The organism is Cellulomonas sp. GTC20042 (genome assembly GCF_055389595.1).
In genome coordinates this window covers 2,423,808-2,444,709 of the sequence record NZ_AP043678.1, presented here as the reverse complement: position 1 = coordinate 2,444,709, position 20,902 = coordinate 2,423,808, and the positions used below count along the sequence as shown (strand labels likewise).

General features: G+C 75.6%; 17 protein-coding genes. 5 read left to right on the top strand and 12 right to left on the bottom strand.

Annotated features, from left to right (window positions below; genetic code table 11):
- Nucleotides 1-82: 82 nt before the first annotated feature.
- The 4 genes from ACZ5HG_RS11370 to ACZ5HG_RS11355 all read right to left on the bottom strand — a co-directional run bounded on the left by ACZ5HG_RS11370 (nt 83) and on the right by ACZ5HG_RS11355 (nt 5,016).
- Complete coding sequence (locus ACZ5HG_RS11370; protein WP_464176276.1) at nt 83-2,218, bottom strand: 3-hydroxyacyl-CoA dehydrogenase NAD-binding domain-containing protein; 2,136 nt, start codon at nt 2,216-2,218, stop codon at nt 83-85.
- 113 nt (nt 2,219-2,331) lie between these two features.
- Nucleotides 2,332-3,621: an HRDC domain-containing protein gene (locus ACZ5HG_RS11365; protein ID WP_464176274.1), complete on the bottom strand. Its 1,290-nt coding sequence runs from the start codon at nt 3,619-3,621 to the stop codon at nt 2,332-2,334.
- A 97-nt stretch (nt 3,622-3,718) separates the two neighbouring features.
- Entirely contained in the window at nt 3,719-4,282 is a 564-nt protein-coding gene (locus ACZ5HG_RS11360; protein WP_464176272.1) for a helix-turn-helix transcriptional regulator, read from the bottom strand.
- 152 nt (nt 4,283-4,434) lie between these two features.
- Nucleotides 4,435-5,016 (bottom strand): DUF3000 domain-containing protein, encoded by a 582-nt coding sequence (locus tag ACZ5HG_RS11355; RefSeq protein ID WP_464176270.1) that lies wholly within the window; start codon nt 5,014-5,016, stop codon nt 4,435-4,437.
- Between the two features lie 156 nt (nt 5,017-5,172).
- Here ACZ5HG_RS11355 and gndA point away from each other — a divergent pair, with 156 nt between their 5' ends.
- Entirely contained in the window at nt 5,173-6,615 is a 1,443-nt protein-coding gene (gene gndA, locus ACZ5HG_RS11350) for an NADP-dependent phosphogluconate dehydrogenase (protein WP_464176267.1), read from the top strand.
- Complete coding sequence (locus ACZ5HG_RS11345; RefSeq protein WP_464176265.1) at nt 6,612-7,877, top strand: carboxylate--amine ligase; 1,266 nt, start codon at nt 6,612-6,614, stop codon at nt 7,875-7,877. Before gndA ends, ACZ5HG_RS11345 begins: the two co-directional genes overlap by 4 nt.
- A 78-nt stretch (nt 7,878-7,955) precedes the next feature.
- On the opposite strand, the gene ACZ5HG_RS11340 is transcribed toward ACZ5HG_RS11345, so the two are convergent.
- Together ACZ5HG_RS11340 and ACZ5HG_RS11335 are read right to left on the bottom strand one after the other, a co-directional pair.
- Nucleotides 7,956-8,441 (bottom strand): hypothetical protein, encoded by a 486-nt coding sequence (locus ACZ5HG_RS11340; protein ID WP_464176263.1) that lies wholly within the window; start codon nt 8,439-8,441, stop codon nt 7,956-7,958.
- A 76-nt stretch (nt 8,442-8,517) separates the two neighbouring features.
- Nucleotides 8,518-9,315, bottom strand: a complete 798-nt coding sequence (locus tag ACZ5HG_RS11335) for a dihydrofolate reductase family protein (protein WP_464176261.1) — start codon at nt 9,313-9,315, stop codon at nt 8,518-8,520.
- 201 nt (nt 9,316-9,516) lie between these two features.
- On the opposite strand from ACZ5HG_RS11335, the gene zapE reads away from it, so the two are divergent.
- The gene (gene zapE, locus ACZ5HG_RS11330; RefSeq protein WP_464176259.1) at nt 9,517-10,596 is read left to right on the top strand and encodes a cell division protein ZapE; all 1,080 of its coding nucleotides are present in this window, start codon (nt 9,517-9,519) and stop codon (nt 10,594-10,596) included.
- A 178-nt stretch (nt 10,597-10,774) separates the two neighbouring features.
- Here zapE and treZ read toward each other — a convergent pair whose 3' ends face one another.
- The 3 genes from treZ to glgX are packed head-to-tail and all read right to left on the bottom strand — an operon-like array spanning nt 10,775 to nt 17,414.
- Nucleotides 10,775-12,625 carry a malto-oligosyltrehalose trehalohydrolase gene (gene treZ, locus ACZ5HG_RS11325; protein WP_464182144.1) on the bottom strand — a complete coding sequence of 617 codons (1,851 nt, stop codon included), beginning with the start codon at nt 12,623-12,625 and terminating at the stop codon, nt 10,775-10,777.
- Between the two features lie 29 nt (nt 12,626-12,654).
- Nucleotides 12,655-15,177 (bottom strand): malto-oligosyltrehalose synthase, encoded by a 2,523-nt coding sequence (gene treY / locus ACZ5HG_RS11320; protein ID WP_464176257.1) that lies wholly within the window; start codon nt 15,175-15,177, stop codon nt 12,655-12,657.
- Nucleotides 15,174-17,414, bottom strand: a complete 2,241-nt coding sequence (gene glgX / locus ACZ5HG_RS11315) for a glycogen debranching protein GlgX (RefSeq protein ID WP_464176255.1) — start codon at nt 17,412-17,414, stop codon at nt 15,174-15,176. Before glgX ends, treY begins: the two co-directional genes overlap by 4 nt.
- Before the next feature lie 279 nt (nt 17,415-17,693).
- Here glgX and ACZ5HG_RS11310 point away from each other — a divergent pair, with 279 nt between their 5' ends.
- Entirely contained in the window at nt 17,694-17,897 is a 204-nt protein-coding gene (locus ACZ5HG_RS11310; protein ID WP_464176253.1) for a hypothetical protein, read from the top strand.
- Nucleotides 17,898-17,901: 4 nt separating this feature from the next.
- Here the strand turns inward: ACZ5HG_RS11310 and ACZ5HG_RS11305 are convergent, their stop codons facing one another.
- From ACZ5HG_RS11305 to ACZ5HG_RS11295, 3 genes are all read right to left on the bottom strand, one after another.
- Nucleotides 17,902-18,507 carry an isochorismatase family protein gene (locus ACZ5HG_RS11305; RefSeq protein ID WP_464176251.1) on the bottom strand — a complete coding sequence of 202 codons (606 nt, stop codon included), beginning with the start codon at nt 18,505-18,507 and terminating at the stop codon, nt 17,902-17,904.
- Between the two features lie 69 nt (nt 18,508-18,576).
- Entirely contained in the window at nt 18,577-19,368 is a 792-nt protein-coding gene (locus ACZ5HG_RS11300; RefSeq protein WP_464176249.1) for a putative protein N(5)-glutamine methyltransferase, read from the bottom strand.
- A gap of 68 nt (nt 19,369-19,436) precedes the next feature.
- Nucleotides 19,437-20,033 (bottom strand): MarR family winged helix-turn-helix transcriptional regulator, encoded by a 597-nt coding sequence (locus tag ACZ5HG_RS11295; RefSeq protein WP_464176246.1) that lies wholly within the window; start codon nt 20,031-20,033, stop codon nt 19,437-19,439.
- 63 nt (nt 20,034-20,096) lie between these two features.
- Here ACZ5HG_RS11295 and ACZ5HG_RS11290 point away from each other — a divergent pair, with 63 nt between their 5' ends.
- Nucleotides 20,097-20,885, top strand: coding sequence for an SDR family NAD(P)-dependent oxidoreductase (locus tag ACZ5HG_RS11290; RefSeq protein ID WP_464176244.1), 789 nt, complete (start codon nt 20,097-20,099; stop codon nt 20,883-20,885).
- Nucleotides 20,886-20,902 lie beyond the last annotated feature (17 nt).

Genomic DNA, 20,902 nt, shown 5'->3' with positions numbered 1-20,902 from the left:
GGCCGCGCCCGGCGCCCTCTGCTGTCCCCGGGGCACTGCCGTCCCGGGATCGCGGCGCGGCCTCACGACCCGGCGCGCGGCTTCACGCCCCCGCGCGCACCGCCAGCCCGGGCGGCAGCAGCCGACGGCCCAGCACGTGCTCCGACCAGCCCTCGCGGTCCAGCCAGGGGCAGATCCCGCCGAGGTGCGGCGGCCACCCGGCGCCGAGGATCATCGCCAGGTCGACCTGCGTCGCGTCGGCGACCACGCCCTCGTCCAGCAGCCCGCCGATCTCCTGCGCGAGCCCGGTCGCCACCCGCGCGAGCACGTCGTCGGCGTCCGGCACCGGCGCCCCGGTCACCGGGTCGTCGAAGGCCTCCTGGATGGCAGGGTCCACCTCCGGCAGCCCGCCGGGGCCGGGGTGGGCGACCGACCGCCCCTCGCGCACCAGCCGCTCCAGCCCGGGTGACAGCCGGAAGCGTTCGCCCAGACCGTCGTGCAGGGTGCCGAGCACGTGCTGCGCCACGCCGAGCCCCACCAGGTCGAGCAGCGCGAAAGGGCTCATGGGCAGGCCGAGCGGGCGCAGCGCACGGTCCGCGACGGTGACCGGGGTGCCGTCCTCCACCGCGCCCAGCACCTCGGCGAGCATCCGCAGCAGCACCCGGTTCACCACGAAGCCGGGCCGGTCGGTGGTGCGCACGACGGTCTTGCCCGCACGGGCGGCCACGTCCACACCGGTGGCCAGCGCCTCGGCGGAGGACGACGCGGTGGCGACCACCTCGACCAGCGGCATCTGCGCCACCGGGTTGAAGAAGTGCAGGCCGACCACCCGCTCCGGGTGCGCGAGCCCGTCGGCCATCGCGGAGACCGACAGCGCGGAGGTGTTGGTCGCCAGGACCGTGCCGGGGTCGACCAGCGCCTCCACCTCGGCGAAGACCGCGCGCTTGACGTCCAGCACCTCGGTCACGGCCTCGATCACCAGGTCCGCCCCGGCGAGGTCGTGCAGGTCGGTGCCGACCCGGATCCGGTCCAGCAGCGCTGCGGCGGCGTCCTCGGCGAGGCGTCCGCGCCGCACCTGCGCCTCGACCAGGGCGCGCACCCGTCCGCGACCGGCCTCGGCGCGCTCCTCGTCCACCTCGCGCAGCCGCACCGGCACGTCCAGCCGGGACGCGAGCAGCACGCCGAGCTGCGCGGCCATCAGCCCGGCACCGATCACCCCGACCTCCCGCACCGGTCGCGGCTCGGCGCCACCGGTCGCAGGACCCGTCCGGTGCGCGCGGGTCGCGCCCCCGACCAGGTCCGCCGCGTACATGGCGGCGGCCGCCTGCTCGGACACCAGCAGCTCGGTCAGCGCCTCGTCCTCGGCGGCGAAGCCGGCCTCGCGGTCCCGCTGCCCGGCCCGGGCGATCAGGTCGAGGGTGTGCGGGTAGGACGGCGCCGCGCCGTGCAGCCGCGCCTCGAGCACTCCGGCGGCACGCTCGACGGCCGCGGCGTCGGCCTCGGTGGCCGGGCGGGGAGCGCGCGCCGGCGGGCGCTCGCGCAGCAGGTCGACCGTCCAGGCGAGCGCGGCGTCGGTGAAGTCCTCCGCGGGCAGCACCGCGTCCACCAGGCCGATCCGCAGCGCCTCCTCGGCGGAGGTCTGCCGGTTGTTCGCGAGCGGGCGCAGCACGGTCAGGTCGATCGCGGCCTCGACGCCGACCAGCCGGGGGAGCAGCCAGCAGCCGCCCCAGCCCGGCACGATCCCGAGCGACGCCTCCGGCAGCGCCAGCGCGCGCACCCCGGCCGCGGCGACGCGGTGGTCGCAGTGCAGGGCGATCTCCAGCCCGCCGCCCAGGGCGTAGCCGCCGACCCAGGCGATCGTGGGCACCGGCATCTCGCCGAGCAGGCGCAGCGTGTCGTGCCCGAGCCGCGCCAGCGCCCGTGCGCCGACCTGGTCGCGCAGCGCCCGGGCCAGCGTGAGGTCCGCCCCGGCGACGAACGCCCCCGGCCGGCCGGTGACCGCCACCGCGGCGATCTCGCCCGCCCGTGCCCGCGCCTGCACGGTGAGCAGCACGTCCTGGAGGGCCAGCAGCCCGCGCAGGCCGAGGGTGGTCGGCCGACGGCCGTCCGCGCTGGTCAGGGTGACCACGGCCAGCGTGCCGCCGTCCGGCAGCGGCTGGTCGCGGGTCGTCACGACGGCGACGTGGTCGTCCGGCTCGACGGTCAGACCGGTGGGCAGGTCGGCGAGGGAACGGGTCATGCGGCGGCCTCCAGACAGCGGTGTCCGACGGATCACCGCGACCCTAGCCGCAGGTCCGGGCGACCGCCCGGGGGACGCCGGCGCGCCCACCCCGGGTGGACGCCCGCGCGCGATCAGGCCGGCGCGTCCTGCGCGGCCCGCACGAACGCCTCGGCGAGCAGCGGCGCGACCAGTCCGATCTGCCAGGACCGCGCACCGCCCTCCGCCAGCCGCTCCGCGATGGACTGCTCGTCGGCCGGGCTCGGCGGCGACCAGCACAGCCGGCGCAGCAGGTCCGGCTGGAGCAGGTTCTCGATCGGCACCGTGTGCTCCTCGGACAGCGCGGCGACCACCTCGCGGGCGGTGGTGAGCCGGGCGGCGGCGGCCGGGTCGCGATCGGCCCAGGCACGCGGCGGCGGCGGACCGTCGGAGCGCGGGCCCCGGCTGGACGGCAGCTGGTCCTCGGGCAGCGCGAGGGCGGAGTCGATCGCGCTCTGCCACAGCGGTGCGCGGCGGCGGGTGCCCTTGCCGGAGAACGCGGGCAGCGCGACGAGCTGCGGCACCGAGCGGGGGAGCGCCTGTGCGGCCGCCATGATCGCGGCGTCCGGCAGCACCCGGCCCGGGGAGATGTCCCGCTGGCGGGCGTTGGTGTCCCGGGTCTGCCACAGCGCGCGGACGACGGCGAGCCGGCGCGGGTCGCGGATGGCGTGCACGCCGGAGACGCGCCGCCACGGGTCCACGCGCGGAGCGGGCGGCGGGGCGAGGCGCACGGCCTCGAACTCCTCGGCCGCCCACTGCGCCTTGCCGGCGACGGCCAGTCGCTCGGCCAGCACCTCGCGCAGCTCGACCAGCACCTCGACGTCGAGGGCGGCGTAGCGCAGCCACTGCTCGGGCAGCGGGCGGGTGGACCAGTCGACGGCGGAGTGCTCCTTGGCGAGCCCGAGGCCGAGCAGCTCGGCGACGACCGCCGCCAGGCCGACCCGCTCCAGCCCGAGCAGCCGGGCGCCGAGCTCGGTGTCGAACACCCGCGAGGGGCGCAGGCCCTGCTCGGCGAGCGCGGACAGGTCCTGCGAGGCGGCGTGCAGCACCCACTCCACCCCGACCAGCGCCTCGGACAGCGCGGAGAGGTCGGGCAGCGCGGCCGGGTCGATCAGCGCGGTGCCGGCGCCCTCGCGGCGCAGCTGCACCAGGTAGTTGTGCTGGCCGTAGCGGTAGCCGGAGGCGCGTTCGGCGTCCACGGCGACGGGGCCGGTGCCGTTCGCGAAGGCCTCGACCACCCGGGCCAGCGCCTCGGGGGTGGCCGTGACCGGCGGGATGCCCTCGGCGGGCTCCAGCAGCGGGACGACCGTGGGTGTGGTGTCGATGTCGGCGTCGTCCCCGCCGCCGGTGGTGTCGGCCGGGGTACCGGCCGGTGCGTCGTTCATGGGATCAACCGTAGGCCGTGCGGACCCGTGCGCCGGTCAGGCAGGGCCGATCAGGGCCCGTCCAGCGCGTTCCCAGCCCCGGAGCGGGGCCGGGCGATCAGGGCAGCAGGCCGGTGCGGATCGAGATCGCGACCAGCGCCGCGCGGTCGCCGGTGCCGAGCTTGCGGGAGATCCGCGCCAGGTGGCTCTTGACCGTGAGCGCCGACAGGCCGAGCTCCTCGCCGATGGCGCGGTTGCTGAACCCGTCCGCGACCAGCCGCAGCACGCTCAGCTCGCGGGAGGTGAGGTCGGGACGGCTGCGGGAGAACGGTGCCGGGGCGGCCTCGGGGGCGGCGGACACCGACTGCCCGGTGCCGGCGTTCGGCTCGGTGGCGACGGCGCCGCGCAGGCCGCCGGTCAGCAGCGTGACCAGCTCACGACGGCTGGCACGACGGGCGAGCAGGATCACCCGGCCGGAGCCCCGGCGCCGCAGGTTGCGCACCAGGGTCTGGCTGTCGCCCTCGGCGAGCTCGGTGACGACGACGCACATCTGGCCCAGGCCGCGACGGCGCGGGTCGGGCGCGGCGGTGCCGGGGCGGCGCGGGGTCAGGGTGGTGGCGCGGGAACCCGCAGGCGCGCCCGGTGCCAGACCGGGCCCACGTCGTGCCGGATCGATGCTCACTGCGTTGCCCCCTCGACTCACTGATGCTTGCCCCACCTATCGGCTGCGACCCGGTCTGTCTTGAGCGGAACGGGTGAAATCGTGACCTCGCCGAGACCTGGCGTCCGGGACCTGCGACGATCCGACGCGGTATGCCCGGGAGGTGACGACCGTCACCGCCGAGGCCCGATCGCGACCACGCCCTCGGGCAGCGGCGGCAGCCCCGCGATCGTGCACAGCAGCGCGCCCCACGCCCGCAGGTGCGGGGCCAGGTCCTCGTCGCGGGCGGTCCACGAGGCGCGCATCTCCAGCTCGACCAGCTCGGGCCGCTCGCCCAGCGCGCCGAAGCTCTGCGACAGCACCCGGGTCACCGTCCCGCCGGCGGCGTGCGCGTCCAGCCCGGCGTCGGACAGCGCGTCGGAGAACCAGCTCCACGCCACCTCCGCGAGCAGCGGGTCCTGGCCGACCTCGGGCTCCAGCGTGGCGCGCACCAGCGTGACCAGCCGGAACGATCCCTCCCACGCCTCCTGGCCCGCCGGGTCGTGCAGCACGACGAACCGGCCGGAGGCCAGCTCCTCGGCGTCCTCGTCCCGGCGCCGGGTGCGCACCTCGGCCACCAGGGCGGCGGTGTACGGGGCGATCCGGGCCGGGCCCGGGGCCTCCTCCAGCACGACCTCCGGCCGGAGGGTCACCCCGCGCAGCGACCGCAGGGCGCGCAGGAACTCCGGTGGCGCGTCGCGGGGGCCGGTGCTCACGCCAGCGAGCGTATGGCCCGCGGGACCGGCGGGTGGGCACGGCACGCCGGGTGCCGGTGGCGCGGACTAGGGTGAAGGGGCTCGTCGTGGCCGGGTGCCCCCGCGCCCGCGCGTCACGAGCCCAGCAGATCTGTCGCCCGAAGGAGCATCCTGCGCATGTCCGTCGCACCCGCCGCCCAGATCGGCGTGACCGGCCTCGCGGTCATGGGCCGCAACCTCGCCCGCAACCTCGCCCGGCACGGCTACACCGTCGCGGTGCACAACCGCTCGTACGCCAAGACCGCCTCGCTGGTCGCCGACCACGGCGACGAGGGCACCTTCGTGCCGTCCGAGTCCGTCGAGGACTTCGTCGCCTCCCTGGAGCGCCCGCGCAAGATCATCGTCATGGTCAAGGCCGGCGCCGCGACCGACGCCGTGATCGACGAGCTGGTGCCGCTGCTGGACGAGGGCGACATCGTGATCGACGCCGGCAACGCGCACTTCCCGGACACCCGCCGCCGCGAGGCCGCGCTCAAGGAGAAGGGCCTGCACTTCGTCGGCTCCGGCGTCTCCGGCGGCGAGGAGGGCGCGCTGCTCGGCCCGTCGATCATGCCCGGCGGCTCGCGCGAGTCCTACGCGGTGCTCGGCCCGATCCTCGAGGACATCTCCGCCAAGGTCGACGGCACCCCGTGCTGCACCTACGTCGGCCCCGACGGCGCCGGCCACTTCGTCAAGATGGTGCACAACGGCATCGAGTACGCCGACATGCAGCTGATCGCCGAGGCCTACGACCTGCTCAAGCAGGGCCTGGGCGCGAGCGCCGCGGAGATCGCGGAGATCTTCAAGACGTGGAACGAGGGCGACCTCGAGTCCTTCCTGATCGAGATCACCGCCGACGTGCTGGCCCACGTGGACGCCGAGACCGGCTCCGCGTTCGTCGACATCGTGCTGGACCAGGCCGAGCAGAAGGGCACCGGCCGCTGGACCGTGCAGAACGGCCTGGACCTCGGCGTGCCGATCACCGGCATCGCGGAGGCCACCTTCGCCCGCGCGCTGTCCGGCTCGGTCCCGCAGCGCACCGCCGCCGTCGGCACCCTGCCCGCGCACACCTCGGCCTTCGACGTGACCGACCGGGACGCGTTCATCGAGGACGTCCGCCTGGCGCTCTACGCCTCCAAGGTCGTGGCGTACTCGCAGGGCTTCGACCAGATCGCGGCGGCCTCCGCCGAGTTCGGCTGGGACATCGACCGCGGCGCGATGGCCCGGATCTGGCGCGGCGGCTGCATCATCCGCGCGCGGTTCCTCAACCGGATCACCGAGGCCTACGAGCGCGACGCGGACCTGCCGCTGCTGCTCGCCGACGAGTACTTCACCGGCGCGGTGTCGAACGGCGTGGCCTCCTGGCGGCGCGTGGTGGCGCAGGCGGCCCTCGCGGGCGTGCCGGCCCCGGCGTTCTCCTCCTCGCTGGCGTACTACGACGGCGTGCGGGCCGAGCGGCTGCCGGCGGCGCTGATCCAGGCGCAGCGCGACTTCTTCGGCGCGCACACCTACCGCCGCACCGACTCCGGCGGCACCTTCCACACCGACTGGTCCGGCGACCGCGCCGAGCACGACGCGTGAGCACCGCCCCCGCCGCGGCGCCGGGCACGGAGCGGCTCCAGCCGGTCCTGCTCGGCGCCGACATCGGCGTGTACGCCCTCGCCCGGGCGTTCCACGAGGAGTACGGCGTCCGCTCGATCGTGGTGAGCGGCGCCGCCCTCGGGCCCGTCGCGCACTCGGCGATCCTGGACAACGTGCTGGTGGCCGACGGGCACGACCCGCGTCAGCTCGTCGACGGCCTGCTCCGGGTCGCCGCGCAGCGTCCCGGTGACCGCCTGGTGCTGCTCGCGAACTCCGACTGGCTGGTGCGCGTCGTCGTGCAGCACCGCGAGGAGCTCGAGCCGCACTACGTGGTGCCGTTCCTGTCCGAGGACCTGCTCGACCGGATCTCCGACAAGGCCACCTTCGCGGAGATCGCCGCCGACCTCGGGATCGCCGTGCCGGGCACCGTCGTGCAGGATTTCGCCCACGCCGACGACCCCGCGTGGGCGCCCGTGCCGGTCGACTTCCCGTACCCGCTGATCGCCAAGGCGGCCAGCAGCGCCGACTACCAGGACGTCGTGTTCCCGGGCAAGAAGAAGGTCTTCGAGATCGGCAGCCCCGCCGAGCTCGACGCGCTGTGGGTGTCCCTGAAGGACGCCGGCTTCCGCGGGCGCTTCGTCGTGCAGGACATGGTGCCCGGCGACGACACGCAGATGCGCTCGATCACCGCCTACGTGGACAGCCGGGGCGAGATCACCCTGCTCTGCTCCGCGCACGTGCTGCTCGAGGAGCACACCCCCTCCGGCCTGGGGAACCCGGCCGCCATGGTGGTGACCCGCGAGGACGAGATGCTCGACCAGGCGCGGACCTTCCTGCGCGGCGTCGGCTACGTCGGCTTCGCGAACTTCGACGTCAAGGTGGACCCGCGCGACGGGACCTACCGGTTCTTCGAGGTCAACCCGCGGATCGGCCGGAACAACTACTACGTCACCGCCGCCGGGGCGAACGTGGCGCGGTTCCTGGTCGAGGACCGGGTGCTCGACCACGCCGTCGAGCCGGTGGTCGTGGACACGCAGGTGCTCTACTCGATCCTGCCGCACCGGCTGCTGCTGAAGTACGTGCTCGACCCGGCGCTGGCCGGCACCGTGCGCGGGCTGATCCGGGCCGGCAAGGTCGCGCACCCGCTGCGCTACCGCCGCGACGCCGGACCGCGCCGGCGCTGGTACGCCTTCGCCGCCGCGCTCAACCAGGTGCGCAAGTTCCGCCGGTACTACCCGGAGGTCACCGGCACCGGCTTCTGAGCGTTCGCCCGCTCTGGACGACGAACGGCCCGGATCCCCGCGCGGGGATCCGGGCCGTCCTGCGTGCGGGGTGGGTCGTCAGCCGAGCTCGGAGGTGCCGGAGTACAGGTGCAGCACCGGCACGTGCAGCTCCTCGCGGGCCCGGGACGCCCAGTCCTGGTGGAAGGTGTCCTCCAGCGCGTGCGGGTAGGTCACCACGACCACCTCCCGGGCACCGGTCTCGGCGACGGCGGTGCGCAGGGCGGGCAGCGGGTCGTCGTCCACCACCGTGCCGGAGGCGGTGACGCCCGCCTCGGCGAAGGACGCCAGCGTCTCGGCGAGCTGCTCGGCGGCGTCGGCGGTGGCCTCCGCCGGCTGCGGCTCGCGGCCGAGCACGGTGTCCAGCGCCCCGCGCAGCTCGCCCAGGCTCAGCTGGTCGATCAGCGAGACGAGCACGTTGCGCTCGGTGTCGGCGGGGACGAGCACGCGGTACGCCAGGGTCTCGCCGTCGTGCAGCGAGAGGATGTGCTGGACGTCCGCCGAGGCCAGGGTGTCCTCCGTGAGGACCAGGATGGTGTCGGTCACCACCCGAGACTAGCCGCGCAGGGCGTGGTCAGCGCCCCGATCGGCCGGGGCGCGTTCGGGCTGCCCGGGCCGGGGGTCAGGACTCGGGGGTGGTGAGGGTCCACCGGCCGAGCAGCATGCCGGCGTGGTGCAGCAGGTGCGCGGGCGTCGCGCGCTGCACCGGGTCGAGCCAGGACGCGCCGTGCACCGGGCGCAGCGCGGGTCCGCCGACCACCAGCGGGCTGGTGCTCAGGCACAGCTCGTCCACCAGCCCCGCGTGCAGCAGGTCGGACAGCAGGCGCGGTCCGCCCTCGGCGAGCACCCGGGTCAGCCCGCGCTCCGCCAGCGCGTCCAGCGCGGCCGCCAGATCGACCGTCTCGGTGCCGGCCACGATCACGTGCTCCGCGCCGAGCTCGGCGCGCAGCGCGGCCAGGCGCGGGCAGGACGCCGCGGTGACCACGTGGGGCGGGCGCTCGGCGCCGTGCAGGCCGTCCGGGAGATCGCCGGTCAGCGTCACGACCGCCAGCGCCAGGTCGGGCCGCTGACCCCGGGCCGCGCGGGCCTCGCGCAGGTCCGCCGGCACGCTGAGCGGGGTGTAGCCCTCGGCGCGGGCGGTGCCGGCGCCGACCAGCACGGCGTCCGCCACCGCGCGCTGCACCCGGAACGCCCGCCAGTCCGCCGGCCCGTTGATGCTGCGCGAGCGCCCGTCCGGACCCTGCGCGGAGCCGTCGACGGTGGCGATCATGTTGGCGCGGACGGCCGAGGAGCGCCCGGGGCGGGGTGCGGGGTGGGCGTAGAGGTCGTGCAGGGCGGGCTCGCCGGCCGCGGGGGCCAGGTGCTCGCCGGCGCGGTCGAGGGGCAGCAGGACGTCCAGGCCGGGGAGCTCGCGGGGCATGGGAGCGAGGGTAGCCGGGACTGCGGCGCGTGCGGCTCGTCGGGGCGTGTTGCGCGGCGCGCGGGGCCGGGGTCATGCGCGAGGGTGCGCGGTGCGGGGCGCGCGCCCGCTGCACCGGGCCGGGCCGGAGCCTGCTGGTGCGGAGGGACCGGGACGGGGCGTCGGGGCGCGCCGATCGGCGCGGGTGCCTAGCATCGCCGCGTGACCTCGCACGCCTCGCAGACCGATCCGTCGCCCGCCAACGCCCCCGCCGCCGCGACCACCCCGGCGCGGCTGGTCGACCGGCGCCCGCAGGTCGCCCCGGACCGCCTGCTGGCCGAGCGGGTCCCGCCCCGGCACTTCGCCGACGAGTCCTTCGACACCTACCGTCCCGACCCGGCGCACCCCAGCCAGGCCGCCGCGGTGGCCCGGCTGCGCGAGGTCGCGGCGGTGCTGACCGCGGGGGCGCGCGGCGGCGGGCTGCTCGGCCGCCTGCGTCGGCGGACCGCACCCCCGGCGGTGTACCTGGACGGCGGCTTCGGCGTCGGCAAGACCCACCTGCTCGCCTCGCTCGCGGCTGCCGTCGGCCCCGAGGCGAGCGCGTACGGCACCTTCGTCGAGTACACCAACCTGGTCGGCGCCCTCGGGTTCCGCCCGACCGTCGACGCCCTGGCCCAGCGCCGCCTGGTCTGCATCGACGAGTTCGAGCTGGACGACCCGGGCGACACGGTGCTGATGAGCCGGCTGCTGCGCGAGCTGACCGACCGGGGCGTCGCCCTCGCCGCGACCTCCAACACGCTGCCCGAGTCCCTCGGCGAGGGCCGCTTCGCCGCCGACGACTTCCTGCGGGAGATCCAGGACCTGTCCGCGCGCTTCGAGGTGCTGCGGATCGACGGGGAGGACTACCGCCAGCGCAGCACCGTCACCGACGCCGCCGGGCTGGACGAGTCGACCGTGCGGACCGCTGCCGCGGGCCGCGCCGGCGCGACCCTGGACGACTTCGGGGCGCTGGCCGCGCACCTGGCGACCGTGCACCCCTCGCGCTACGGCGCCCTGCTGGACGGGGTGACCCTGGTCGGGCTCACCGGTGTCGGCCCGGTGCCCGACCAGGACGTCGCCCTGCGATTCGTGGTGCTCGTCGACCGGCTCTACGACCGCGACGTGCCCGTGCTGCTCGGCGGCGGGGGAGAGGGCGCGCTGTTCTCGCCGGAGATGCTGGCCGGCGGGTACCGGAAGAAGTACTTCCGCGCGCTGTCCCGCCTCGGCTCCCTCGCCGACCAGGCCCGCACCCTGATCGCCTGAGCCCGCGCGCCCGAGCCCGCGCGCCCGAGCCCGCGCGTCCGCCTCGCGCCCCGCTCGTGCTCGCCCGAGCCCGCTCCGCTCGCCGAGTTGTCATCTCTTGTCGCTTCCGGACGCCGCGAAGCGACAAGAGATGACAACTCGGCGTGTGCGGAGGGCGCGGATCGTGCGCGGTGCGGGATCAGGCGAGGATCGCGGTGCCGCCCGGGGGGAGGACGGCGGACTCGGGGGTGAGGGTGCAGGTGGACCAGGACGCGCGGACGGTCAGCCTGCCGGCGCCCGCGACGGGCACGGACTGCTCGTGGTCCGCGAGGTTGACCACGACCCGGGCGGCGCCCCGGTGCAGCACCAGCCAATCCCGCCACGGCTCGCCCGCGCCCGCGCCCCCCGCGCCCGCGCCCGCCTCGGCACCCGGGAACGTCAGCCGGGTCGCTGCGCGGTCGCCGCTGCCGAGGTCGGGCACCTCGCGGCGCAGGGCGATCAGCCGGCGGTACCAGTCGAGCATCCGGGCGTGCTCGGGCAGGTCGCGCTCCGCCCAGTCGAGGACGCTGGCCGCGAAGGAGGCGGGGTCCTGCGGGTCGGGCACGACGAAGTCCGCGTCCTGCGCGCCGTAGAGGTCCGCCCACCCGTGGCTGCCGAACTCGGCGCGCCGCCCCTGCCGCACCGCCTCGGCGAGATCGGGCTCGGGGTGGTCGGTGACGTAGAGCCACGGGGTGCGCGCGCCCCACTCCTCGCCCATGAACAGCATCGGCGTGCCGGGGCCGAGCAGCACCAGCGCCGCCTCGGCGGCCAGCGCGTCGGGGCCCAGCCGCGCGGAGGGCCGGTCGCCGAGCGCGCGGTTGCCCACCTGGTCGTGGTCGGAGCCGAAGACGACGAACCGGTGACCGTCCACCTCGGGCGGCACCGGGCGGCCCCAGGGACGCTCGCGGAAGGTCGACCACCCACCCGCGTGCACGAAGACGTCGGTCATCGCGGTGGCGAGGGTGGCGGGGGAGCCGAAGTCGACGTAGTAGCCGTGCCGCTCGCCGGTGAGCAGGGCGTGCAGCGCGTGGTGCACGTCGTCGGCCCACTGCGCGGTCATGCCCCAGCCGCCCTGCGCGGTCGGGGTGATCGACACGACGTCGTTGAGGTCGGACTCCGCGATCAGCGACACGGGCCGTCCGAGCGATCCGGCCAGCGCCGCCACCTCGTCGGACAGCTGCGCGAGCAGGTGCCGCGGCGAGTCGTCCACCAGGGCGTGCACGGCGTCGAGCCGGAAGGCGTCGACGTGGAAGTCCCGCGCCCAGCGCAGCACGCTGTCCACGATCCATCGGCGGACCTGCGTCGATCCGGGCCCGTCCAGGTTGATCGCCGCGCCCCAGGGCGTCTGGTGCGCATCGGTGAAGTACGGGCCGAGCTCGCCGAGGTAGTTGCCGGAGGGGCCGAGGTGGTTGTGCACGACGTCCAGGCAGACCGCGATCCCGGCGTGGTGCGCGGCGTCGACGAAGCGTTGCAGCGCCGCAGGCCCGCCGTAGGGCTCGTGCACCCCGTACAGGCTCACCCCGTCGTAGCCCCAGCCGTGCCGGCCGTTGAAGGGCGCCACCGGCAGCAGCTCGATCATCTCGACGCCGAGGTCGACCAGGTGCGGCAGCCGCGCGGCGGCGGCGTCCAGGGTGCCCTCGGGGGTGAAGGTGCCGACGTGCAGCTCGTAGACCACCGTCCCGCGCACGTCACGGCCCGGCCACCCGGCGTCGCCCCAGGGGTGCCGTCCGGCGTCGAACACCCGGCTCGGCCCGTGCACGCCCTCCGGCTGCCAGGGGGAGCGCGGGTCGGGTCGCGGCGGGCCGTCGTCGAGGCGGAACGCGTAGTCGGTGCCGTGCGCGAGCGGGGCGTCGGGCAGCCACCAGCCGTCCTCGGCGGGCGTCAGGGGCAGGTCGGTCCCGGACCCGGGCAGGTGCAGCAGCACCGATCGTGCCCCCGGCGCCCACACCGCCCCGGCCGTGCCCGCACCGATCGCGGTCGCCGCGCCCCCGTCCGCACCCGGTTCCGTCATGCCCGCCCCGGCCGCGCCGCCCGCCCCGCTCACGCGTCCGACCTCCGCACCAGCAGCGCCACCGGCAGCCGGTCCAGCAGCGGACCGATCTCCTGCACGCCCCCGTCCACCCGCCGGTCGGCCAGCACGTCGTGCCACTCGCCCTCCGGCAGGGCCACCGTGTGATCGCCCCACCCGCCGAGCCGGTCCAGCCCGGCGGCGAGCCGGGTCGCCAGCACCGTCACCGCGGGCGCCCCGGCGATCGACCGCGCGAACGCCAGCAGGTGCTCGGTGGACCGGGCCAGCGGCACGATCCCCGCGTCCGCGCCGACGAAGGCCTCCGGCAGGTCGCGGCGCAGCCGGAGCGCCCGCGAGGTGACCAGCAGCTTCTCGTCGGCCAGGTCGCGCGGGCCCGCGCCCTCGTCCAGCCGGGTCAGCCGGGCGGCGAGCGCCTCGGCGTCCACCGGCCGCCGGTTGTCCGGGTCGACCAGGGCCACCGCGGGGACCTCGGTGCCCTGGTAGACGTCCGCGACCCCGGGCAGGGTCAGCTGCACGAGCTTGGTTCCGAGGGTGGCGGCGCGCACGGCCGGTGCGGTGCGCCGCTCCCAGGCGGTGAGCAGCTCGGCCACCCGCGGGTCGGCGAGCGCCTGCGTGGCCGCGTCGAGCACCGAGCGCTCGTAGGGCTCGTCCACCGCCGTCCACGAGGTGCGCGACTTCGCCTCACGGATCGCCTTGGTCAGGTACCCGGTGATCCGGTCGGCGGCGATCGGGCCGTCGGCGGTCCAGGTGCCGGCGAGGGTCTGCCAGAGCAGGTTCTCGGTCCGGCCGTCCAGCAGGGTGCTGCGGTAGGCGGCGCTCGCGGTGCGCAGGTCGCGGACCAGCGCCGACCACTCCACCGGCAGCTCGGACAGCACGCCGATCCGGGCGCGCACGTCCTCGCTGCGCTTGGTGTCGTGGGTGGACAGCGTGGTCATGCCGAGCGGGGCGTGCGCCTGCGCGCGGGCCGCCCAGGTGAGCAGCTCGGTCGGGGACAGCGCGAACCGCTGCGGCGACCCGCCGACCTCGCACAGCGCCACCAAATGCGTCCAGCGGTAGAACGCGGTGTCCTCGACGCCCTTGGCGGTCACGGCGCCGCAGGTCTGCTGGAAGCGCACCACCAGCTCGTCGCGCAGCGCGTCCCGGGTGCGCCCGGCGCTGCCGACCTCCCGGCCGAGCAGCAGGTCCACCAGCACGTCCATGCTGGCGGTGCGCTCCGGCGACAGCCGGGCCCGTGCCAGCGCGGCGGCGTGCTCCAGCACCTCGATCGCCTCGGGGTGCGGTGTGCGCCCGGGCACCACGTAGGCGCGGTACCGGTCCATCGCCACCAGCAGCTCGACCAGGCAGTCGTGCAGCGAGCGCCAGGTGTGGTCGCGCAGCCGCAGGTCGCCCCGGCACACCTCGGCGGCGAGCTCGGTCAGCCGGTGCACCTCGGCGTACAGGGCGCCGTCCACGATCTCCCGCTTGGCCTGCTCGACCAGCGCCGGGAGCATGTCGGAGGAGTCGCCGGTGAGCCGGTGCATCTCCGCGCCGAGCAGGGCCGCGCCGCCGGGGTCGAGGAAGGTCTGCTGCACCCGCCACAGCGCCTCGTAGCCGCTCGTGCCGGCGGTGTCCCAGTCGGCGGGCAGCTCCTCGTCGTCCTCCAGGATCTTCTCGACCACCACCCAGGCGCCGCCGGAGCGCTCGCGCAGCCGTTCCAGGTACGCGGCGGGGTCGGCCAGCCCGTCCGGGTGGTCGATCCGCAGCCCGTCGAGCACGCCCGCGTCCAGCAGCCGCAGCACCAGCGCGTGGGTGGCGTCGAAGACCTCGGGGTCCTCCACCCGGATCGCCGCCAGGGTGCCGACGTCGAAGAACCGCCGGTAGTTCAGCTCCTCGTCGGCCACCCGCCAGTACGCCAGGCGGTAGTGCTGCCGCTCCAGCAGCTCGGCCAGCGGCAGCGCCTCGGTGCCGGGGCGCACCGGGAACACGTGGTCGTAGTACCGCAGCACCGGTCGCGGCTCCTCGCCGGACCCGGGGATCGTCTCGACCTCCAGCCGCAGCTCGCCGCCGGCCAGCACCTCGCCGATCCGGGCACCGAGCACCGGCATGAGCACCGCGCCGTCCCCGCCGGACCAGTCCACGTCGAACCAGGCGGCGTAGGGCGACTCGGGCCCCTCGGCGAGCACCGACCACAGCGCCCGGTTGTGCCAGGCGGGCGTGGGCACGGCCATGTGGTTCGGCACGATGTCGAGCACCAGTCCGAGCCCGGCAGTGTGCGCGGCCTCGGCGAGCCGGTGCAGCGCGGGCAGGCCGCCGAGCACGGGGGAGATCTCGTCGTGGCCCACCACGTCGTAGCCGTGGGTCGATCCGGGGGCCGCCCGCAGGATGGGTGACAGGTACAGGTGCGTGACGCCGAGCGCGGCGAGGTACGGCACCCGTGCGGCGGCGTCGTCCAGCGTGAGGTCCGGCCCGAGCTGCAGCCGGTAGGTGGAGGTCGGCACCGGGCGCCCCGGTGCGGGCAGCCGGTGCGCCGAGGTGGCGTGCGTCTCGCCCGTCACGCGGGCCCCGCAGGGTCGGTCGTGCCGGTGGTCCCGGGCGCTGCCGGCGCGGCGGATCCCGGTGCCCGCACGGTGCTGCGGGCGCGGACCGTCGGCGCGGGGGACACCGGCTCCGGCGGGGCGGGCGGTGCCGGCGGGCGGACCAGCACCGCGGTGGACCGTCCGGCCAGGGTGATCGTCGTGCCGTGCGGCACCTGCGCGCCGATCTCGAGCTGGTGGTCGGTGTCCACCACGACGGTCCAGGACTCGCCGTAGTCGGCGTCGGGCAGCGTGAACTCCGTCTGATCGGGCTGCGCGTTGAACAGCACCAGGAACGAGTCGTCCACGATCTCCTCGCCGCGCAGGTCGGGCTCGGCGATGGCGTCCCCGTTGAGGAAGACCATCAGGGCCCGGGCCAGCTCCTCCTGCCACTGGGCGTCGGACATGTGCTGCCCGCCCGGGCTCAGCCAGGCGATGTCGCGCAGATCGGACTCACCGCCGCGCTCCGGCGCCCCGGCGAAGAACCGGCGACGGCGGAACACCGGGTGCTCGCGCCGCAGGTGCACCAGCGCGCGCGTGAACTCCAGCAGCGCCGTGCGGCGCTCGTCCAGGTCCCAGTCCACCCAGGCGATCTCGTTGTCCTGGCAGTACACGTTGTTGTTGCCGTGCTGGGTGCGGCCGATCTCGTCGCCGTGCGCCAGCATCGGCACGCCCTGGGACAGCAGCAGCGTCGCGAGCAGGTTGCGGGCCTGCCGGTCGCGCAGCTCCAGCACCGCGGGGTCGTCGGTGGGACCCTCGACGCCGCAGTTCCACGAGCGGTTGTGGCTCTCGCCGTCCCGGTTGTCCTCGCCGTTGGCCTCGTTGTGCTTCTCGTTGTACGACACCAGGTCGGCCAGGGTGAAGCCGTCGTGCGCGGTGATGAAGTTGACGCTGGCGATCGGGCGGCGGCCGGTGTGCTCGTAGAGGTCGGAGGATCCGGACAGCCGGCTGGCGAACTCGGCGAGCGTGGACGGCTCCCCGCGCCAGTAGTCGCGCACGGTGTCCCGGTAGTGCCCGTTCCACTCCGACCACAGCGGGGGGAACCCGCCGACCTGGTAGCCGCCGTCGCCCAGGTCCCACGGCTCGGCGATCAGCTTGACCTGGGAGATCACCGGGTCCTGCTGCACGATGTCGAAGAACGCGCTCAGCCGGTCGACCTCGTGGAACTGCCGGGCCAGCGTCGCCGCGAGGTCGAAGCGGAAGCCGTCGACGTGCATGTCCTGCACCCAGTACCGCAGGGAGTCCATGATCATCTGGAGCACGTGCGGGGAGCGCATGAGCAGCGAGTTCCCGGTGCCGGTGGTGTCGAAGTAGTGCGCCGGGTCGTCGTCCACCAGCCGGTAGTAGCTGGCGTTGTCGATCCCGCGGAAGGACAGCGTCGGCCCCAGGTGGTTGCCCTCGGCGGTGTGGTTGTAGACCACGTCGAGGATCACCTCGATGTCGGCGGCGTGCAGCGCCTTGACCATGGTCTTGAACTCCTGCACCTGCTGGCCGGTGCTGCCGAAGGCGGCGTAGCCGTTGTGCGGGGCGAAGAAGCCGATCGTGTTGTAGCCCCAGTAGTTCGACAGGCCCTTGTCGGCGAGGGAGGGGTCGTTGACGAACTGGTGCACCGGCATCAGCTCGACGGCGGTGACGCCCAGGGCGGTCAGGTGGTCGATCACCGCCGGGTCGGCCATCGCGGAGTACGTGCCGCGCAGGTCCTCCGGGATCTCCGGGTGCAGCCGGGTCAGCCCGCGCACGTGCGCCTCGTAGATCACCGAGTCGTGGTACTCGTGCTGCGGCGGGCGGTCGTGCCCCCAGTCGAAGTACGGGTTCACCACGACCGAGGTCATCGTGTGGCCGGCGGAGTCGTCGGTGTTGCGGGTGCCCTCGTCGCCGAACGCGTAGGAGTACAGCGAGGGGTCGCCGTCCACCTGGCCGTCGATCGCCTTGGCGTAGGGGTCGAGCAGCACCTTGGACGGGTCGCAGCGGTGGCCCTGCGCCGGGTCGTAGGGGCCGTGCACCCGGTAGCCGTAGCGCTGGCCGGGCTGGAGCGCGGGCACGTAGCCGTGCCAGACGTAGGCGTCGACCTCGGGCAGGTCCACCCGTGTCTCGGTGCCCTGCCCGTCGAACAGGCACAGCTCGACGCGCTCGGCGACCCCGGAGAACAGCGCGAAGTTCGTCCCGCTGCCGTCGTAGGTCGCCCCCAGGGGGTACGGGCGTCCCGGCCAGATCCTCATCCGCGCTGCCTCCTCGTCCGCACGCGTGCGATCGGCACCCGGTGGTGCGCGGCGCGCGGTCTCGATCAGCACAGCGTGCCAGTGCAGGGTGCGTTCCCGCAGGACGAACGACGAACCGGCCCGGTCGGTGCCCGGGGTGGGGCCTCGGCGCGGCCCGATCCGTCCGGGCGCACCCGATCGTGGGAGACGTTCCTCCGCACGGGTGATGCTGTCCTTTTTGTCCTAGTTCACCCCGCGAAACCCGTGCAAAGCGGGCAAAACGGACGCATCCTCGATCCCATGGACGACGACGCGCGGGTGGTGATCACCAACACCGACATCGCCGCGGCGAAGCGGGACTGGCAGCTGGCGCGCAGCCGAGGAGACCTGCCCGACCGCATCGACGCGGCCTACGACCTCTACCGTCGGCTGGTGTCCGCGCAGGCGCAGCAGATCGCCGACACCTTCCGCGAGACCGGCGTGCTGCGCGCCGACCAGGGCTGAGCGCTCAGACCTCCGCCGAGGTGGTCAGCCGCACTCCCCGTCCCACCAGCCGGGTCAGCGCGTCGATCGTGGTCCGCACCCCGACCCCGGCGGTCAGATCGGTGAGCACCCGCACCTCGAAGCCGGCGTCCAGCGCGTCCAGCGCCGTCGCGGTCACGCAGTGGTCGGTCGCCACGCCGACCACGTCCACCGCCGTCACCCCGTGGGCGCGCAGGGCACCGGCGAGGTCGGGCCGGTCGCCGTCCTGCACCACGCCCTCGAAGCCCGAGTAGTCCTGCCGCCCCTGCCCCTTGCGCACGTGCACCGTGCCCGCCGGCAGCGTGAGGTCCGGGTGGTACTCCGCGCCCGGGGTGTCGCGCACGCAGTGCACCGGCCAGGTCGTCACGTAGTCCGGCTGCTCGCCGGCCGCCGGGTCGGCGAAGTGCCCCTCGTTGGTCCCCGGCAGCGGCTCGTGCCAGTCGCGCGTCGCGACGACCACCGCGTAGTCGTCCGAGGTGCGGGCCGCGTGGTCCGTGATCGCCGCGGCGGCCGCCGCCCCGCCGTCCACCGCCAGCGAGCCGCCCTCGCAGAAGTCGACCTGCACGTCCACCACGACCAGCGCCCGAACCATCGCGACCTCCACGTGCCCCGCCGACCCCGCGCGGGCCGGACGATCCCACCCTACGAGCGCCGGTGCCGGTCAGGCTGTGGCGTGCACCACGGTCGCGTCCAGGTCCTCGTCCCGCAGCACGCGCGCGGTCATCCCGTGCGCCGTGCACGCGGCCACAGTGGCCGCCGCCTGCCGCACGCTGGTCTCGATCAGCAGGTGCCCGCCGGGCCGCAGCCAGCGCGGCGCGACCGCCGCCACCCGGCGGTGCAGGTCCACGCCGTCGGCCCCGCCGTCCAGCGCCAGACCGGGCTCGTGGTCGCGGGCCTCCGGCGGCATCAGCGCGATCTCGTCGGTCGGCACGTAGGGGGCGTTCGCGGTCAGCACGTCCACCCGGCCGCGCAGGGCGTCGGGCAGGGGGGTGTCCAGGTCGCCGGTGCGCACCCGGCCCGCGGCGGCCGGCCCCGGCAGGTTGATCGCGGCGCAGGCGGTGGCCGCAGGATCGAGGTCGCAGGCCCACACCTCGGCCCCCGGCACCTCGGCCAGCACCACCGCGGCGACCGCCCCCGAGCCGCAGCACAGGTCGACCGCGACGCCCCCGGCGCCCAGCAGCGTCACCGCCGTGCGCGCCAGCAGCCCGGTCCGCTGCCGCGGCACGAACACCCCCGGTGCGACCGCCACCCGCAGCCCGCAGAACGCCGCCCAGCCGAGCACCAGCTCCAGCGGGTCGCCCGCCACCCGGCGCGCCACCATCGCCTCCAGCGCGGACCCGTCTGCGGCCTCGGCGAGCAGCAGCGCCGCCTCGTCCTCGGCGAACACGCAGCCGGCCGCCCGCAGCCGGCGCACCAGGGCGTCCTGCTCCGCGGGGGTGGGGGTGATCGGCACGGTCGGGGCCTCCTGTCGCGTGCGCGTCGGGCGCTGCGCCCGGGCGGACGCACGGTACCCGCTGAGGATCAGCCCTCGGTGCGGCGCAGGTCCTGCGCCCACGCGGTCAGCAGCGACTCCATCCGCCCGAGCGTCGTGTCGTCGATCCCGTGCAGCAGCGCCTCGTCCGCCGCCAGCACCTGCGCGGCGGTCCGCTCCACCAGCGCGTGCCCCGCGGCGGTGAGCGTGACATCCACCCGGCGCCCGGTGCCCGCCGACCGGGTCACCAGGTGCTCGCGCTCGGCGCGGGCGACCCGCTGCGAGATCGCCCCGGCGCTCACCAGGCAGCGTTCCGCCAGATCGCGGGTGGTCAGCACGTAGGGGTCGCCGGACCGGCGCAGGGTGCTCAGCAGGTCCAGGGTGGCGGCGTCCACCCCGGCGGCGCGCAGGGTCTGCTCCCGTGCGTGCCGCAGCGCGGCGGCGACCTGCTTGACCGCCGACACCAGCACCACCGAGCGGGTGGGGGCGCCGGGCAGCTCGCGGTCCCACGCGGCGGCGATCGCGCGCGGGTCGGTGGGGTCGTGCGGATCGCGTGGGTCGTGCGGGTCGAGCCGTTCGCGCGCGCCACGCGGCCCGGGGTCCTGCCGCGTGGCTGATCCCGGTGCGGTCGTGCCTCTGCTGGTCATCCCGACCCCTCGTGCTCTACGTTCAGGTCTAAACGTTGAGGTCTGAACCTACCTGAGGAGAGCATGGCACGCACGGTCCTGGTCACCGGCGGGACGCGCGGCATCGGCCGGGCGGTGGCGGATCGCCTCGTCGCGGCGGGGGACCGGGTCGTCGTCACCGGCCGCCCGGCGGCGCAGGGCGATCCCGCCCGCCCGGGTGCCACGGGTGCCGATCGACCCGGCGCGCAGACCTCCGACCGGTCCGGCGCCCCCGGCGTCGATCGACCCGGCACGGTGGAGCGCGTCGACCTCGACCTGGAGGACGTCGCCTCGATCCAGGCGCTCGCGGACCGCCTCCCCGACGGGGTCGACGTGCTGGTCAACAACGCCGGCGCCTTCGCCGCGCCCACCCCGGCGGCCGGCGCCCCGCTCGCCGAGCACGCCGCCGCCTGGCACCGGAACCTCGCGGTCAACCTGGTCGGGGCGGCCCTGCTCGTGACCGCCCTCGAGCCCCGGCTGCGCGCCGGTGGGACGGTGGTGAACGTCGGCTCGATCGGCGCCGAGTACGCCGGCAACGCGTACTCGGTGGCCAAGGCTGCCGTGCAGGCGTGGAGCGCCGGGCTCGCCGAGCGGCTCGGACCGCGCGGGATCACGGTCAATGCCGTCGCGCCGGGCTACGTCGAGGGCACCGACCTGTTCGGCGGCCCGGTCGCCGAGCAGCGCCGCGCCACCCTCGTCGCCCGCACCCTCACCGGCCGCCCCGGCACGCCGGAGGACGTCGCCGCGCTGGTCGAGTTCCTGGCCTCCCCGGGCGCTCGGCAGATCACCGGCCAGACCCTGCACCTGGACGGCGGCGCCTTCACCACCCGCTGACGTGGACGCGGGCTGGA

Coding starts and splice junctions, on each gene's coding strand:
- gndA (WP_464176267.1), top strand. CDS start 5,173: ATGTCCGTCGCACCCGCCGCCCAGATCGGCGTGACCGGCCTCGCGGTC.
- ACZ5HG_RS11370 (WP_464176276.1), bottom strand. CDS start 2,218: ATGACCCGTTCCCTCGCCGACCTGCCCACCGGTCTGACCGTCGAGCCG.
- glgX (WP_464176255.1), bottom strand. CDS start 17,414: ATGAGGATCTGGCCGGGACGCCCGTACCCCCTGGGGGCGACCTACGAC.
- ACZ5HG_RS11365 (WP_464176274.1), bottom strand. CDS start 3,621: ATGAACGACGCACCGGCCGGTACCCCGGCCGACACCACCGGCGGCGGG.
- ACZ5HG_RS11305 (WP_464176251.1), bottom strand. CDS start 18,507: ATGGTTCGGGCGCTGGTCGTGGTGGACGTGCAGGTCGACTTCTGCGAG.
- treZ (WP_464182144.1), bottom strand. CDS start 12,625: ATGACGGAACCGGGTGCGGACGGGGGCGCGGCGACCGCGATCGGTGCG.
- ACZ5HG_RS11290 (WP_464176244.1), top strand. CDS start 20,097: ATGGCACGCACGGTCCTGGTCACCGGCGGGACGCGCGGCATCGGCCGG.
- ACZ5HG_RS11310 (WP_464176253.1), top strand. CDS start 17,694: ATGGACGACGACGCGCGGGTGGTGATCACCAACACCGACATCGCCGCG.
- ACZ5HG_RS11335 (WP_464176261.1), bottom strand. CDS start 9,315: ATGCCCCGCGAGCTCCCCGGCCTGGACGTCCTGCTGCCCCTCGACCGC.
- ACZ5HG_RS11295 (WP_464176246.1), bottom strand. CDS start 20,033: ATGACCAGCAGAGGCACGACCGCACCGGGATCAGCCACGCGGCAGGAC.